General features: G+C 68.5%; 14 protein-coding genes. 5 read left to right on the forward strand and 9 right to left on the reverse strand.

The features are described from left to right. Window positions 1-327: 327 nt before the first annotated feature. Window positions 328-552, reverse strand: coding sequence for a hypothetical protein (locus tag HRU76_03465; protein ID QOJ16700.1), 225 nt, complete (start codon window positions 550-552; stop codon window positions 328-330). A gap of 232 nt (window positions 553-784) precedes the next feature. On the opposite strand from HRU76_03465, the gene HRU76_03470 reads away from it, so the two are divergent. Beyond that, window positions 785-3214 carry a hypothetical protein gene (locus HRU76_03470; protein QOJ16701.1) on the forward strand — a complete coding sequence of 810 codons (2430 nt, stop codon included), beginning with the start codon at window positions 785-787 and terminating at the stop codon, window positions 3212-3214. A 123-nt stretch (window positions 3215-3337) separates the two neighbouring features. Here HRU76_03470 and HRU76_03475 read toward each other — a convergent pair whose 3' ends face one another. The 5 genes from HRU76_03475 to HRU76_03495 form a co-directional block, all read right to left on the reverse strand. Continuing rightward, window positions 3338-4309, reverse strand: a complete 972-nt coding sequence (locus tag HRU76_03475) for a flippase-like domain-containing protein (protein ID QOJ16702.1) — start codon at window positions 4307-4309, stop codon at window positions 3338-3340. Between the two features lie 102 nt (window positions 4310-4411). Then, complete coding sequence (locus tag HRU76_03480) at window positions 4412-5152, reverse strand: glycosyltransferase family 2 protein (GenBank protein QOJ16703.1); 741 nt, start codon at window positions 5150-5152, stop codon at window positions 4412-4414. 74 nt (window positions 5153-5226) lie between these two features. Continuing rightward, a complete protein-coding gene (locus HRU76_03485) occupies window positions 5227-6297 on the reverse strand; it encodes a N(4)-(beta-N-acetylglucosaminyl)-L-asparaginase (protein ID QOJ16704.1) in 1071 nt (356 codons plus the stop codon). Between the two features lie 476 nt (window positions 6298-6773). Beyond that, entirely contained in the window at window positions 6774-6962 is a 189-nt protein-coding gene (locus HRU76_03490) for a hypothetical protein (GenBank protein QOJ16705.1), read from the reverse strand. A gap of 25 nt (window positions 6963-6987) precedes the next feature. Next, complete coding sequence (locus HRU76_03495) at window positions 6988-8079, reverse strand: Rieske 2Fe-2S domain-containing protein (GenBank protein ID QOJ16706.1); 1092 nt, start codon at window positions 8077-8079, stop codon at window positions 6988-6990. A 78-nt stretch (window positions 8080-8157) separates the two neighbouring features. On the opposite strand from HRU76_03495, the gene mutL reads away from it, so the two are divergent. Continuing rightward, window positions 8158-10182 carry a DNA mismatch repair endonuclease MutL gene (mutL, locus tag HRU76_03500; GenBank protein QOJ16707.1) on the forward strand — a complete coding sequence of 675 codons (2025 nt, stop codon included), beginning with the start codon at window positions 8158-8160 and terminating at the stop codon, window positions 10180-10182. Between the two features lie 205 nt (window positions 10183-10387). On the opposite strand, the gene HRU76_03505 is transcribed toward mutL, so the two are convergent. Next, entirely contained in the window at window positions 10388-10861 is a 474-nt protein-coding gene (locus tag HRU76_03505; GenBank protein ID QOJ16708.1) for a hypothetical protein, read from the reverse strand. A gap of 238 nt (window positions 10862-11099) precedes the next feature. Between HRU76_03505 and HRU76_03510 the strand changes: the two genes are divergently transcribed. Further along, window positions 11100-11783, forward strand: a complete 684-nt coding sequence (locus HRU76_03510; GenBank protein QOJ16709.1) for a class I SAM-dependent methyltransferase — start codon at window positions 11100-11102, stop codon at window positions 11781-11783. Between the two features lie 32 nt (window positions 11784-11815). Here the strand turns inward: HRU76_03510 and HRU76_03515 are convergent, their stop codons facing one another. Both HRU76_03515 and HRU76_03520 read right to left on the reverse strand, forming a co-directional pair. Continuing rightward, window positions 11816-12832, reverse strand: coding sequence for a tetratricopeptide repeat protein (locus HRU76_03515; GenBank protein QOJ16710.1), 1017 nt, complete (start codon window positions 12830-12832; stop codon window positions 11816-11818). Between the two features lie 13 nt (window positions 12833-12845). Beyond that, window positions 12846-13829: a deoxyribonuclease IV gene (locus tag HRU76_03520; GenBank protein ID QOJ16711.1), complete on the reverse strand. Its 984-nt coding sequence runs from the start codon at window positions 13827-13829 to the stop codon at window positions 12846-12848. Window positions 13830-13916: 87 nt separating this feature from the next. Between HRU76_03520 and HRU76_03525 the strand changes: the two genes are divergently transcribed. Both HRU76_03525 and HRU76_03530 read left to right on the forward strand, forming a co-directional pair. Next, window positions 13917-15218, forward strand: a complete 1302-nt coding sequence (locus HRU76_03525) for an HlyC/CorC family transporter (GenBank protein QOJ16712.1) — start codon at window positions 13917-13919, stop codon at window positions 15216-15218. Beyond that, on the forward strand, window positions 15215-16201 hold the full coding sequence (locus HRU76_03530) for a DUF21 domain-containing protein (GenBank protein ID QOJ16713.1): 987 nt from the start codon (window positions 15215-15217) through the stop codon (window positions 16199-16201). The genes HRU76_03525 and HRU76_03530 overlap by 4 nt, the downstream gene beginning before the upstream one ends. Window positions 16202-16287 lie beyond the last annotated feature (86 nt).

Raw genomic sequence — 16287 nt, forward strand, 5'->3', positions numbered from 1 at the left:
CACGAGTGAATCAATGGCGATCATGAATACACCTGATCCCGGAACGGTGAATGAAGCATCCACCGCAGAGAGCGCGGAACGCGAAGTTCCAACTGCAGAATTGATCCCGGAGCGATCGAAGAAGACTATTACATAAAGCCGCAACGGATGCACAAGCCGGAACCCCGAGCGAGTTATCTCGGCGACCTCCGCGACTCAGCGGTCAATCCGGGTTTCGGGATCGACGCCGCAGACCGCTCCCTCACGGTCGCGGCTCGCTTCTCGTGGATGCGGACTTCGAATACGCTGCGGCTTCGCAGTCGAATCGATTCATTGCCGACAATCGGCTCAGCCGCTCCCCGCGCTCTTCCCATCCAGTCCCGTGCGGCGGCGGACTTCGGCCAGGTACTTCTGCACCATGGCGGGGTCGCCTTCCTCGAGGAACTGGCGCTTGAGCCGCATCGCCTCGACCAGGTGGTCGTGCGCCTCCAGCCGATACTGCAGCCGCTCGCCCAGCGTACGCAGGGCCGTGAGCACCAGTCCGGCGGAAAGCACCAGGATGGTCCCGAGCACCAGGGCTTCCATGCCGGGCGCATCGGCCGGGCGGGGCGTCGACTTGAGCGGGGAGGGGGAGGAACCCGCGGATGGATCGATGCGGGCGCCAGCGGCCGATGGATCGACCCGGCGCCGACTGCGGGGGCGGATGACAGGCGAGGACGACTGTCCCACCACCCTTCCGATGATCGCTTCGCTTCGTGACCGACCCGACTGGTACACTACTTCCACGATGTTGACCTTCCGGATCATGACGTTCGTTCTGGCGACCCTCCTTGCGGGGCTTCATCCAGCCGCGGCGCGGGCACAGGACAACGTGGACATCACGCTCGAGACATTCGGCGTCTCGGGCCACTATCGACCCGGCGACTTCGTACCCATCCGCGTGCTGCTCAAGAGCAACCTGAGCAGCCCCGAGACGGTGCAGGTGGTGTGGGAGGTGCCGGAGGCGTCGGGCGACATCGCCGAGGTGATGCGCGAGGTCGCGGTGAACACCGGCGTGCCCGTCAGCGTGTGGCTCTACGCCCGTGTGCTGCCCTCCACGAATGATCAGACGGTCTTCGCCCTGCGCGTTTATCGCGATGTGGATGGCGTCCGTGGTGAGGAACTGGGCGGCAGGATTGTCAGCCCCGCCACGGCGATCACCGCCGCGTCCCGCGTCTCTCCCGCCGAGGGGATGATCGCCATCGTGGGCGGCACCAACGCCGCCGGGCTTGATGAGTACAACGTCACCGGATCACGCAATATCAACGATCCGATCACGGGCCACGAATACACCCGCCTGGTGCGCGGACTGAGCGTTTCAGACCTGCCCGACCGCTGGGAAGGGCTGGCGCCCTTCGAGGCCGTCGTGTGGACCAGCGGCCTGCCCAGCGCGCTGCGTCAGGGCCAGGCGGACGCCCTGCGCGAATACATCCGCCGGGGCGGGCATCTGGTGATCCCGCTGCCGTCCGTGGGCAACGACTGGGGGCTGGGCGCGGTAGGCAATCATCCGTTGCACGATCTGGTTCCTGTCGCTGCCCCGCGGACGGAGAACGTCCGGCTCTCCATGGTCCTGCCGATCATCAGCAAGCGGCGGCAGATTGATGAACGCGATGACATCGAGTTCCCCATCCGGGTGTTTGAATCATTCGGGAATGGATACGAGCCGCTCATCGCGCTGCCCAAGCCGGACGGTCGCGTCCTGGGCGTGCAGCGGATCGAGGGGTTCGGGCGCGTGACGTTCATCGGCGTCGAGCTTCAGTCGGGGCAGCTGGGTCGCCCGCGCGACAACCGGGGCGGCGGGCTGCTGGAAGGCGACGTGGTGTGGAACCGCGTGCTGGGGCGCCGGGCCGACACCTTGCACCCGACCCAGTTCGCCACGCTGGCGGGGCCCGGACGCGACGCCAGCCGCCTGAATGACGGCTACCGGCGCGAGGTCGTGGTGGCCGGCGGACGCACCATTCTCGACGCCATCAGTCTCAGCGGACGGGCGGCGGTCGGCATCGGACTGGCGTTTCTCCTGTTCGTGGCGTACTGGCTGGTGGCGGGACCAGCGGGATTCGCGGTGCTCAAATCCACGAAGCGTCTGAGGCACGCCTGGGTGGCGTTCTTCCTGACGAGCGCGGCCTTTACGCTTCTGGCCTGGGGCATGGTGAAGGTCTTCGGGCAGAAGTCGGTGCAGGTGCAGCACCTGACGTTCCTGGACATCGTGTCGCCGCCGCCGGGCGCCGCGGCGGACGCGACGCCGGGCTTCCGGGCCTCGATGTGGTTCAGCGTCTTCCTGCCCGGCTACGGCCCGCGGGAGATTTCGATCCGCTCGACTGAGGGCTTCCGCGACGTGCTGGCGCCCTTCGCCGCCCCGGACGTGGACCCCGTCCGGTTCCCCAACGTGGCAAGGTACGTGCTGCCGGTGCGCAGCCCGGCGTCGTACGAGGTGCCGGCCCGCGCCACCACCAAGGAGATGTACGCCCGCTGGATGGGCACGCCCGAGGGAGACTGGGCCGGGGCCATCGAAGTCGTCGAGCCGATCGAGTACGACCGGCGCGGCCGCCGCCTCTCCGCGGGAGCCATGGGTCACAACCTGCCCGGGCGACTGACCAACGTGCGGCTGTATCTGGTGCAACCGATCCGGCTGCCCAACAAGGTCTACCGCGACGGGACGGGGCAAGATCCGATCCTGCGGACCGGCGCCAGCGGGCAGGGTCTGAACGTCACGCAAAGCTGGGCGATCCCCGACATGGAGAAGGGCGCCGTGATCCGCCTCGACACGCTGGGGGCGGGCATCGCGCAGTTCGACACCGAGATCGGACGCGACTTCACCACCGTCACCGGCTACGAAGACGACGACATGGCGTGGCAGCGCGGCGCGGCGCGACCCGCCGCCGCCGATCCGCGCGTGCAGTACCGGCTGCTGACGTTCTTCAGCATGGCCCCAGCGCCGGCCTACGTGCAGCCGCCCGGCAGCATGGGGGGGACGAGGCCGACCATCCGCCGCATCGTCGGTCGCGAACTGGACCTGTCAGCGTGGCTGGCGCGACCATGCATCATCGTCATGGGCGAACTGGTCGGGTCGGAGACGCCCGTGCCCCTGCGCGTCAGCGACCGCCCGGTCGAGAGCCGGGGGCTCACCATCGTGCGCTGGATCTACCCGCTGCCCGTGACCGCAGACGACGTGGCTGAAGAGCCGACGGCGAACTGAACGGCACACGACCACCCTCGAGCGTACGGAACCGCGGCAATCGTCTGCGAGCCGCGACTGTCACCAACGAGCCGCGACTGTCACCAACGAGCCGCGACCGTGAGGGAGCGGGTTCCTGGCGACTCACTCCGCCCTGACGAGGCGCGGCCAGATCCACAGCAGCGAGAGCGCCCCCAGCGGCACGTAGAGCAACGCCTCGCCGGCGGACTCAATCAACGCCAGCGAGGCATACACACTTTCACTCTCCGGCACACCGAAGCGCGACGCCGCCAGACCGACCAGGGCCTCGCGGAAGCCGATGCGGATGGGGATCAGACCCGCCAGCAGCGCGACCAGCGCCAGCATCAGCACGTAGGAAGCCCCGTTCTGAGGCAGGGCGATGCCCACGATGCCCAGGGCGCAGTACATCCGCCCCGCAAAGGCGCCGATGTCCGCCAGGCGCAGACCAATGATCGCCCACAGCACGCGCCCCCGGCGCAGCATCCGGTCCGCGCCGCGCCCATGCCGCACGATGAGCGGATGACCCATCACGATGATCGTCGAGAGCCCGCCGATCACCAATCCCCCCGCCACCAGACCCGCCCACCACGCATCCATCTCCGGGCGCACGATCATCGACGCGAAGAGCACGCCCGCCACCAGCAGGAGCACGACGGCGATCGAGGCGAACCACGCGCCGATCTGGATCAGGTCCAGCCGATCCACGCGCACGTGGTACACCAGCCGCAGGATCAATCCGGGTCGCAGCGGGCCGTAGTTGAGCGCATTGGCCGCGGCGTTGAGTCGCTGCAGGTTCCAGAAACCCAGATCCTTCACCGGACGCATCACCAGCCAGAACGTCGCGCCGTTGAGAAGGAGACTGACCGCCGAGCAGGCGATCAGTCCGACCACCAGCCCGATCGGCGCCTGCCGCAGTTTCTCCCACGGGTTCTCCGCCGGGTCGCGGAAGGCGAACCAGACGCACGCGGCGAGGAGCCCCAGGCCGATCACGAACCCGGCGATCTGGCCGATCCAGCGCAGCCAGCGCGGCCGCGGGTTCGGCGCGGGACGCCTTTCGATGGGCTCGGGTGCATGGGCTGTCTCTGCGGGTGTCATGCGCCACACTTGAACGGCACGCAGGCGGGACGCTGTGCCACCGGGGGATCACTCACCCGTACAGGCAAGGACGCCTGTGCCACTGGCGCCCGTGCCACTGAGTTATCGCCGAAACCGCTCACGGACCATCACCCAGAAGGCCCGGAAGCCGTCACGGGCGCGGATCTTCTTGCCTTCCGCCACCTCGCGCGGGGCGTAGGTGACGGGCCGCTCGACGAGCTTCAACCGATGCCTCGCCACCGCCGCGGCGATCTGCGGCTCGATGCCGAAACGCTCCTCCGTCAGCCGGGGCCTGATCGTGCGCAGCGCCGACACGGTGAACACCTTGTAGCAGCACTCCATGTCCGACACGCGGTGACCGGTGAGCAGGTTGCTGAAGCCGGTGAGCACCCGGTTGCCCATCGCGTGAACTTTGCGCCACAACCCATCGGTGCGGGCGTGCCTGCCCCAGCGTGTGCCGAACACCACCGCCGCCTCGCCCGCGATGAGCGGCGCCAGCAGAGCGGCATAATCGTTGGGGTCGTATTCCAGGTCGGCGTCCTGAATGATGATCAGGTCATCCGGCGCGGCGACCGTCAGCACGTGGTCGAACCCCGTCTGCAACGCCGCCCCCTTGCCCCTGTTGACGGGGTGGTGCAGCAGCGCGGCGGCGACGCCTCGCGCCGTCAGGCCTTTCACGAGTTGCGATGCCACGTCGCCCGACCCGTCCTTTGAGCAATCGTTCACCAGGGCCAGCGCCCGCCCCCAGTCCGCGGGCAGCGGCGCGGCGACCACACGCTCCAGGCACGGACCAAGCGTGGCGCGCTCGTTGTAGAACGGAATGACGACGTGCAGGATGGGCATGAAGGGGCGGATGATAGAGCATCGGCGTGCTTCACCGCTGAGTCATCCCGCGGCGCCGCATCACTCCGGACGCCTCACCCGAACAGCACCTCGCACGTCTCATGGCGCGCCCCGTTTTCATCGCATACGGCGAAGCGGGTGCTGCCGTTCATCGTGGCGCTGCCGTATTCGCCGTCCTTGCGCAGGGCGTAGAGGACCACGCTGAAGTTCGGACGCCCCTTGTCGTTGAGCAGGTACTTCTGCTTCGTGTGGTCGGCGATCCACTGCAGCACCTTCAGGCACGCCTCCCTGGGGTGATCGCCGCGGGCCATGTGCTGCACGATCTGGAAGGCCCCGCAGGACTGGATGACCGCCTCGCCCCGCCCCGTGGCTCCCGCCGAGCCGACGTTGTTGTCCACGAACATGCCGGCGCCGACGATGGGCGAGTCGCCCACACGCCCGGGAATCTTGTATGACAATCCGCTGGTGGTGGTGCAGGCGCCGAGGTCGCCGTCGCCGTCCACCGCCGAGCAGTGGATCGTTCCCCATGACCACGGGACGCCGATCTGTTCGGCCATCGCCTGTCGCGGATCCCTGTCCCGTCGGATCTGCTGGTCGTCATCCAGCCAGTCGTCGTCGGGATTGAGGTTCTCCTTCCACTTGAGCCAGGCGCGGCGGGCCCCTTCGGTCAGCAGTTCCGTGTGCGGGTGCCCGTGGGCGCGAGCGAAGTCGTACGCCCCCTGCCCCACCAGCAGCACGTGATCGGTGCGGCGGAGCACGTCGAGCGCCACCGCCGCCGGGTTCTTGATGTTCTCGATGCCCGCCACCGCGCCGGCCTTGTGCGTCGGGCCGTGCATGACCGACGCATCGAGCTGCACCACGCCGCGCTCGTTGGGCAAACCACCGTAGCCCACGGACATGTCGTTCGGATCATCCTCCACGATGGCGACGCCCTTGACCACCGCGTCGCAGGGGTCGGCGCCTTCGTTCAGCAGGCGCACCGCCTCGGCCACAGTGCGCAGACCGTTGCCGGAGCTGATCGCCACCGGCGAACCGGCGCGGCGGCGGGCCGCGGCGCTGGCGGGCGCGGACGCCGTGCCCAGCAGCGGCAATGACGCGGCGGAAAGGGCGAGGAATGCGCGGCGGTCGAGTGAGGGGTGAGTCATGCCGCACAGTATGACCGAAATCGACGCCTGACGCACGCGGAAAGTGGTCCGCAAGTCATCGCCCACTTCCGCAGACGACTCGGTGAATGCTCACCGTGGAGGACAGACCTCTCCAGTGGGCGGGCAGGGCGCCTCTCCTCCCTCCCGGCCTGGTCGTCGAACTCCAAAACGGAAACGGGTTCCACGAGGGAACCCGTTCCGGCCGCAACTTGCCGTCGCCCGAAGTCCGAGCGTCCGGGCCGCCCTGCCCGGACGGCCACGCGCGGGGGGAGTGTCCCGCGGCGGCGCACAAGAACGGCCCTCCGTGGCCGGCACGCGCCTCCGTGCGCTGCCGTGTTTCACGCAACCCGCGTGCCAGCCCGTCATCGCCGCGAAGTCACGCCCTCACCGGCCATTCCCGCCCGCACCCAGCGCAGATGGTGCGCGGGTGAAGCGCAAGCATCGCGCCGCTTCACCCGGATGGATCGGTCATTCCCCTACGAACAATCGCGACACCGCACCACGTTGAAGACCTCATCCCGCAGCCCCGGCTCGTGGATGGCGAACTCGATGAGCACGCGGACGGCCTTGCCCATGTCAGGCAGGGCGTACTGTCGCACGATTCCCTCGAGAAACTCGTGCTGGCTCTTCTTGAGATCGATGGTGAGAGGGATTCGTTCCGGCATCCTCGCGCTCCGATTGAGAGGGCTGTCAGACGTCATCGCCGCACGTCTCCACGAGCATCCGGTGGAAGTGATGCACCCCCTGCTCGCGGGTGGGCGAGTACCGCCCTCGATGATACAGCCGCGAGCGCACGCCTCGCTGCACCGACTCGACGATGGCCTCGTCCTCGCGCTCGACGCGGTCCAGCCCGGCCCCGGCGCCCTGATCCAGTTTCGAAGCGTCCCACACCCACGTCAGGAATGACACCCGCGTGCGATCCACGCCCAGCGGCTTGACGATGTTCACCGACAGCCCCCAGGGGTAGAAGTTGAACATCAGGTTGGGCCAGAGCCACCAGTAGTATGCCGCCACGGGCCGCCCGGCGTCGGGCGAGTCGGGCGGCGGATCGAACACGTGCTCGCCCCCCTTCGACAGGCCCAGCTGCAGGATGCTGCGCCCGTGCAGTTCCGTCGTGTACTCACCGTAGTCCAGGGCGGCGTTCAGCGACGCATGCACAAAGGGGATGTGGAACCCCTCCAGGTAGTTCTCCACGTACAGCGCCCAGTTGCACCGCACGAGGTAATCGCGCGATCGCGTGGGGTCAAAGAGAAACTCGCTCAGGGGCAGCCGCCCGACGCGCCGACGCATCGGACCGATCAGGTCGTCGAAGCCGAACGCCGGGTCGATCGACGTGAAGAGCCAGCGGCCGAACGTCTCCAGCGGCAGCCGCGACAGGTGATCGCGCTCGCCTGGAAAGTCCCGCGTCCCCTCGAACTCCGGCATGTGCTCGAAGCGACCGTCCAGCGCGAAGCGCCGGCCGTGGTACGGGCATCGCAGATGGGCCGCGCGGCAGGGCTCGGGCACGAGAATCGTCCCCCGGTGCGTGCAGACGTTCGACAGGCATCGCAGCACATCCGACCCGTCGCGCGTGAGCAGCAGCGGCTCATCCACGCATCCCTCCAGGAACGTGAAGGGATGGACATGCTGGGGCGTGCGGGCCAGACCATCATCGCCGATCAACTGCCACGATCGGGCGAAGACACGCTGCCGCGCCCGCTCGTACACCCCCGGATCGGCGTAGAACCAGCCCGGCAACGTGTGAGCACGGGCGATGTCCGGATCAACGTCGAATCGCTCCATGCGAGGCATGGTACAGGCAGGCCGAACAACCTGTCGATCAGCCGCCCCGCCACGGGCTGGCGGTAGAATCCTCCCGCCATGCCCATCCGCCGCCTGCCGCCCCTGCTCGTGAACCAGATCGCCGCGGGCGAGGTGATCGAGCGGCCCGCCAGCGTGGTGAAGGAACTGGTCGAGAACGCCATCGACGCCAGGGCCACGCGCATCAGCATCGAGATCGAGGATGGCGGACGCGAACTCATCCGCATCACCGACGACGGCATCGGCATTGATGAGGCCGAACTGCCGCTCGCCCTCGCGCCCCACGCCACCAGCAAGATCGAGAAGCAGGAAGACCTCGACGCCATCGGCACGCTGGGCTTCCGCGGCGAGGCGCTGGCCTCGATCGCCTCGGTCAGCCGCGTGATGATCCTGTCCCGGCCGCGCGGCGCGGTGAACGCCGCGCTGATCGAGGCCGAAGGCGACCAGATCCACCCGCCGCGACCGTCAAGCGGACCGGGGGGCACCTCGGTCACGGTGCGCAACCTGTTCTTCAACACGCCCGCGCGGCGGAAGTTCCTGCGCACCGCCGCGACGGAGGCCACGCGCATCGTCGAGATGGTCGAGTCCATCGCTCTGGCCCACCCGGCCATCGCCTTTTCACTGCGCCATGAATCACGGCTCATGCTGGACCTGCCCGCCGCCGACACCCCCCGCCGCCGCGCGCTGGAGGTGCTGGGCAGGGAACTCGAACCCCACCTGCTGGAGGTGCATCTGGACGCGGCGGGGCCGGAAGGCGTGAGCGGCTGGGGACTGATCGGCACGCCCGAAGTCGCGCGCGGCAACGCCAATCACCAGCGGCTGTACCTCAACGGGCGACCGATCCGTGATCGCTCGCTGCAGCATGCGCTGAAGGAGGCGTATCGCGGCCTCATCGAGCCGGGCCGCTACCCCACCACGCTGCTCTTCCTCGAAATGGACCCGCGGCAGGTGGATGTCAACGTCCACCCCACCAAGGCCGAGGTGCGTTTCCGCAACCAGTCATTGGTGCACCAGGCGGTGCTGCACGCGGTGCGCTCCCGCCTGCGCGAGGCGGATCTGGCGCCCGCGCTGGAACTGGAGCGGGCGATTCCCGGGGCCGGGGGCGGGGGCGGCGTGGGCTCATCATGGCAACTCACTCCCACGTTCGGACCGAGTTCGACACGCACGATGTTCACCCGCACGGGATCCGGCTGGAGCGACGCAGGCCATGCGAACGCCCCCGGCGCCCCCGGCGCCCCCGGCGCCCCCGGCGTGAGCGACGGATCGCCCCGCGAGGGCGACGCTCGACCGATCACCTCCGCCCGCGACTTCGTGGACTATTTCCGCCGCCTCGACCCCGTGCAGAAGGGCTTCGTCTATGCCGAGGTGAAACAGGCCGTGGCCGGTATTCCACTGCCTGATCTTCACGACAGTGATACTGGCCTCAGTGGAACAGGCGTCCCACCTGAGTCCTCAGACTCCAGTGGCACAGGCGTCTCGCCGGTGTCCTCGCTCCCCACACCTGTTTTGGCCCCCTCCATCCTGCAGGTCCACGCCAGTTACCTGGTCACGCAGGACGCCCAGGGGCTGGTCATCATCGACCAGCACGCCCTGCACGAGCGTTTCATGTTCGAGCGGCTGCTGGAGCGGCTCAACCACGGCCCGCTGGAATCACAGCGGCTGCTCCTGCCCGAAGTGCTCGACCTCGACCGAACGCTCATCGAGCGAGCGGAGGAGCTCGCCCCGCTCCTGGCGCGGCTGGGCATCGAGGCCGCGCCGATCAGCCGCACGGCCCTGGCGGTGCAGGCCTTCCCCTCATTCCTGCTCTCGCGGAGCGTGGAGCCGGGTCCGTTCCTGCGCGAGCTGCTGGAGCGGGCCGCGGCGGGCACGCTGGGCGAAGGCATCGAGGCCGCGCTGCACGAGACGCTGGACATGATGGCCTGCAAGGCCGCGGTGAAGGCGGGCGACCGCCTCGCCCCCGAGGAACTGCGCGAACTCCTCGCCGCCCGCGAGCGGCTGGAGCGGTCCAGCAACTGCCCGCACGGCCGCCCGACGACGCTGCGGCTGACGATCCACGAACTGGATAGGCAGTTCGGGCGGGGGTGAGGGCGGATCGCTCCACGGCATCATGCGAGCCCATGACGCGGCCTTTGGTCGCACCTGGCCATTGGTTCCCACCCTGGGAATGTGCCGCGACATCCGGCTCGTTCAGGACCGATGATGCCGGGATTCGAGGCGGCAAGATCCGCCAATCCGCCCACCGAGTCCGTCATTCATGGGCGATCTCGCATTGCGTTCACCCCATGGTCATTCACACCTCCGCCATCCCTCCGCCGATCTGCCCGATGTACGCCGCCCACCAGCCGAGGATGCTCAGCACCGCCCAGCCGAACAGGAGCAGCACACACGCACCCCACGTAAGCAGCCGAGGGACGGGCCGCTTGAGCATGAACACTGCGGCCAGACCGGTCAGGGTGACGATGCCCACGCCTGTCACCAGCCAGGGACGGGCCTCCACGGCCCAGGCGACCAGGGCGGGCGTATCCAGTTCCGCCTTGCGGAAGCCCTCGGCGGTCATGGGCGCGACCAGCAGGATGAAGAGCAGCGACGCCGCCGCCCCGGAAAGAAGCATCAGCGCCAGCCACAGGTCGCCGAACAGCCGCAGCCCCCGGCGGGCGCGGCGGAGCATGGCCTCCTCCATCTGGGCGGCCCGGGCCCGGGCGTCAGCGGTCAGCGGATCGCCGGTGAGGGGTCGGTCGGAGGAAGACGGCTCCCGGCCTGTCATGATCGGTTCTCCACAATCCACACCCTACCTGTCCACACCTTCCATCGCCAGTTGGATCGACCCTCAACCATCCTGGTTTTCGGACCGATGGGAGAAGGGCTGATGGCTGGTGGCCTGTTGAACGCTGCCTGTTCCCTCGTTTTTCCTTGCCGATCTGACAGAGACGCGGCTATCCTGATCCAGCAGAGCACCGGGCAGGTGGATGCCGCTGACACGCCCCACGTGGAAGGAGGCGGCCATGACGATTGAGACACGAATCCCCTCTTCGACGTCAACCGTCGCGGTCAGCGACGACTACGCGGCCTTCTTCGAGTCCCGCTACACCGAGGCGGCGGGGGATGCTTCACGCATCCCCTGGGCGGACGGACACGCCAACCCCGCGCTGGTCAACTGGCTCAACGCCGCCGCCCCGTCGCTGGTGCGCTGCGGCGCCCGCGTGGCCGTGCCGGGGTGCGGGCTGGGCGAGGATGCGCGCGAACTCATCAAGCGCGGGTACGAAGTGACGGCGTTCGATGTCAGCCCCACGGCGGTCGAGTGGGCCAGACGGCTCGATCCGGATCACGCCGAGTGCTACCACCAGGCGGACCTGTTCAACCTTTCACCCCGCTGGCGGCGGCGCTTCGACCTGGTGGCGGAGATTTACACCGCCCAGTCGCTGCCGATCCATCGACGGACCGACGTGTTCAAGGCCCTGGCGGACCTGCTGACGCCGCATGGCGTGCTGCTGGTGATCGCGCGGGGGTCGAAGGAGCCGGTGAGCGAAACCGATGGCCCGCCCTGGGCCTTCACGCGTGAGGAACTGCTTCGCGCGGTCGCCGCCGCAGGCCTGTCGCCGCAGGGTTCGGTGGATATGTTCCTCGATGACGACGAGACGCCTCCGCCATGGCGCTTGCGCGGCGTGTTCAGTCGGACACGCGCGTAGGAGGCGTCGCCCCCGACGCCGAGCAAGTCGCCTCAGAGGCGGTACGTTGAAATCAACTGCACGATCTTCGGCTGGTCGCGGTTGAGTCGGAGCGACCGCCGCAGGGCTTCGCCGGCTTCGCGGCGGGCCTCGACGTTCTGCTTCTCGCTCAGGAGCCAGGCGTTGAGCGCGTTGACGCCCACGCCGTTCCACGCCGGCCAGTGTGATTCGTCAAGGCGCACCGCGTTGCGATAGGCCTCGATGGATTTCTCGTAGTTCTTCAGCCGGAACCACGCCCAGCCCACGCGCTCCCATGCGCCGGCGCTGGGCTGCACCCGCAGCAGGGTCTCGGCGGCGTTGATCGTCTCCTGATATCGCCCCGCGTTGGCGTAGGCGTTGACGATGTTCATCCGCAGTTCAGGCGTGGGGTCGACGAGTTCCGCGGCGGTGAGGTATTCCTCGATCGCCAGGTCGTACAGCCCCAGCTGGTCGTAGACCGCGCCCAGGTTGATGCGCGATGGACCATCGTCCGGCTTGAGCGTGCGGGCCATCTCGGCGAAGCCGCGGGCGCTGCGCGCCTCGCCCATCTGGAGATAGGTGATGGCGGTGTTGAGGTTCGCCTCGTGGCTGCTGGGACGGACCACCAGAGCCCGCTGGTAGGCGCGGATGGCGTCCACGAACCGTCCCAGCATCTGCAGGGCCAGCCCGTGCTTGTACTGGGCGTCGAAGTTGCGGGGCTCCAGCCGGGCCGCCCGGCCGTAGTTGGGCTCGGCGGCGGCGTAGTCCTGCTGGGCCATGTGGATGTCGCCGATTCCGACGTACGCGGTGGCCACGGTGGGGTTCTTGGCGAGAATCTCGCGGAACATCGCCATCGCCGCGTCGTAGTCGCCCGTGTTCAGCGCGGCGTTGGCGTCGGTGAGCGCGCTCTCCAGGGCGGCGGCGTTGACCTGCGCGGCTTGCGACGCCGTGCCCGCTGAGTTGTCCACGCGGGCCGAGTCGCTCGTCCGGCATCCACCCGCCGCCAGCATGCCCAGCATGGCGACGCCGACCAACACGCGAAGATGACTCATCGACGATCCTCTCTCAAGCTCGGGACGCCCGCGCCTTCGATCGGCGCGGCCTGACCCCGTCTTTATCGGCCGGTGCGGAGGGCTCCATCAGCCGTTTCAACGCTCGCATGTTGAGAACATCCCACGGTACGCCGCCCGGCCCGTCTTCCTTGGGCGTTTCGAGGATCTTTGGTACGGCGCGGAACCGGGGGTGGTTCACAATGGCGCGGAAACACGACTCGCCGCAGCACCCCTGCCCGATGTGGGCGTGACGATCCTTGCGCGAACCCACCGCCCCCACCGAGTCGTTGAGGTGAAAGACGCGCAGGTGATCCAGGCCGCACACGGCGTCGAACTGCTCGATGACCGCCGCCGCGCCGGTGGGCGTGGTCATGTCGTACCCGGCGGCCGTCACGTGGCAGGTGTCAAAGCAGAAGCCCACGCGCTCGGGCTCGGCGATCAGGTCGCGGATGATCCGCAGATGATGGAAGTCATAGCCGAGGTTGGTTCCCGAGCCGACCGTCGTCTCAAGGCAGGTGATGACCGGCAGACCCGGCAGATCGCGGTGCAGTTCATCGAGCGCCGCGGCGATGCGCTTGAGTCCCGCCAACTCGTCGGCGCCGGGCGAGCCGTCGAGACGATTGGGCTCCTTTGGCGCGCGGGCGGCGCCGAGGTGCGCGCCTGGGTGGGCGACCAGATACGGAATATCCAGCAGGGCGCAGTTCCTGAGCTCGCACCGCTGCAGGTCGATGGAACGCCGGCGCAGATCATCGTCCGGCGAGGCCATGTTGATGAGGTAGCCGTTGTGGCTCACGGCGGCGCCGGGTTTCTTTGCGCTCGTCCAGCCCATCGACGCGAGCGCATCGAGCCACGCGGTCCGGTCGGCTTCGGATGGCGTGTGGGCCTTCCACTGCCGCTGGTTCTTGGTGAAGACCTGCACGCAATCGAGTTCGAGTCTGGCGGCTTCGTGCAGCGCGTTGACCATGCCGCCGGCGATGGAGAGGTGGGAGCCGAACATGGGGGATGGTAGGTTCGGGCGTCTGCCATTTGCTCCACGGCGCGGCCCGGGCGAACACACCCCGATCCGCCCCACTACGATCAGCCCATGTTCGGGTGGACTGCCGCGCATATCCCGCTGTTTGCCGCTCTGCCGCTGCTGCTGGCGGGCAGCGCGTTCTTCTCGGGCTCCGAGACGGCGCTGTTCGGACTGACGCATCCGGAGCGGCAGGCCCTGCGCCGACGGGGCGGCGTGGCGGCGCGGGCGGTGGAAGGTCTGCTGGCCGCTCCGCGACGGCTGCTCATCACCGTGCTGCTGGGCAACATGATCGTCAATGTGCTGTTCTTCGTCATCAGCTCGGTGCTCACGATGGCGGCGACGGAGGCGTCAATCGCCGTACGTTCGGGCATGGCGGTCGTGTCGCTGCTGGCGGTGATCCTGTTCGGCGAGGTGCTGCCCAAACTGGCGGCCAGCGCGGGCCGTGAGCGGATCGCCCTGCTGATCGCCCCGCCCCTGTGGACCGTTCACCGGCTGATCGCCCCGGTGCGCGGCTTTCTGGAGGCGGCGGTGGTCGCTCCGCTGGGGCGACTGACCGCCCCCACCGCCGCACCGGCCACGCTCAGCCCCGAAGAGATCGAGGCGATGTTTGAGGTCTCCGAGCGCGAGGGAACCATCGACGGCGAGGAGCGGCGCATTCTCGGCCAGGTGGTGGACCTGGGTCGCCGGCGCGTCAAGCAGGCCATGACGCCGCGTGTGCGCCTCGCCGCGCTTCCGCTGGACGCCTCGCGCGAGGACGTGAGGCGGCTTGCCTCGCGCACGCGGTTGACCAAGATTCCCGTCTACGAGCGCACGCTCGATCAGATCGTGGGCATTCTCAACGTCAAGCGCTACCTGCTGGACGACAAGGCGCCCACGCTGCGATCGTGCTCTTCCATCGTCCCGCCCCGTTTCGTGCCCGAACTGGCCACGCTCGAGCGCATGCTCGATGACTTCCGCGCCACGAAAACGCAGTTCGCGGTGGTGGTGGACGAGTACGGCGGGACGGCGGGAGTGGTGGCCATCGAGGACGTGGTGCGCGAGATCATGGGTGAACTGCACGACCCGCGCGCCATGACCGAGGGGCTGATTCGTCCGATCGAAGCCGGTCGCTGGCGCGTGCGCGGGGAGGTGGACATCCGCGATCTCGCCGCGGTCATCCCCGAGCGGCTGGTGCCCGACGAGGCCGCCTCGGTATCGGGGCTGGTGGTGATGGAGCTGGGCCGCGCGCCCGAACCGGGAGAGGTGGTTCGCGTCGGGGCGCTCACCATTCAGGTCGAGGAGACTGACGCGACAGGCGTCGCCACGGCGGTGGTGAGCGTCGAACCGGAGCCGCCGGCGACCCATCCCGCCGACGGGGAGCGCACCGCATGACGACGGGCGAACTCATTCTGGCGGGTGCGCTGGCGCTCGCGGGCGTGGCGCTCAGCGCCCTCTGCTCCGGCATCGAGACCGGCACCTACACGATCAACCGCGTCCGTCTGGCGGTGCGCACCGGACGTGGCGAACCAGCCGCCCGGCGTCTGACGCGCGAGCTCCAGAACCCGGAGCGAGTGCTCACCACCATTCTCATCGGCAACAACATCGCCAACTACGCCGGCAGTTTCGGACTGGCGACCATCATCGCCTCCATGCATCTGGCCGATTGGCAGGCGGTGGCGCTCAACGCGCTCGTGTTGACGCCGGTGCTCTTCGTATTCGGAGAAACGCTTCCCAAGGATCTCTTCCGCACCCACACCGACCGCTGGACCTACCGGGCGGCGCCCGTGCTGACGGGCATGCGGCGACTGTTCACCGTCACCGGCCTGCTGCCCCTGGTCGAGCGCTTCGGTCGACTGGTGGCCCTCGTGGCGGGGGGCGGAGATCGCATGCCCGTCGCCGCCCGTGAGCGCATGAGCCAGTTCATCCAGGAAGGCGCCGGCGCCGGCGCCCTGTCCGAGGCCCAGGCCACCCTGGCGGACCGCGCCCTGGCGCTGCGCGATCTGACCGTCGCCGGCGAGATGATCCCCTGGTCCGACGTCCGGACCATTCACGTGGACGCGACGCCCGCCGAGCGCGAAGCGATCATTCGTCGCCTGCCCTACACCCGTCTGCCCGTGGTCAACCGTCGCGGCGACGTCGTGGGCATTCTCAACACGCTCGACGCCTGTCTTGATCGCGACAAGGCCACGGAGCGCCTGATGTACTCGCCCTGCACGCTGCCCTCCAACGCCCGCGTCACCCAGGCGCTGCGGACCATCCGCGCCGCCAAGCGGAACATGGCGATCGTGCTCGACCCGCGCACCGGCCGCCCGGTGGGTATTGTGACCCTGAAGGATCTCGTCGAGCCGGTCATCGGGGAACTGGGAGCATGGTGAGAAGGGCTGATGGCTGATTGACGACACCCGCTCCGCCTGAAACGCCCGGGCGATCGAGTCGAACAATCCCTGTCACGTCGGCGCCC

The sequence above is a fragment of the Phycisphaeraceae bacterium genome (assembly GCA_015709595.1).
GTDB lineage: Bacteria > Planctomycetota > Phycisphaerae > Phycisphaerales > SM1A02 > CAADGA01.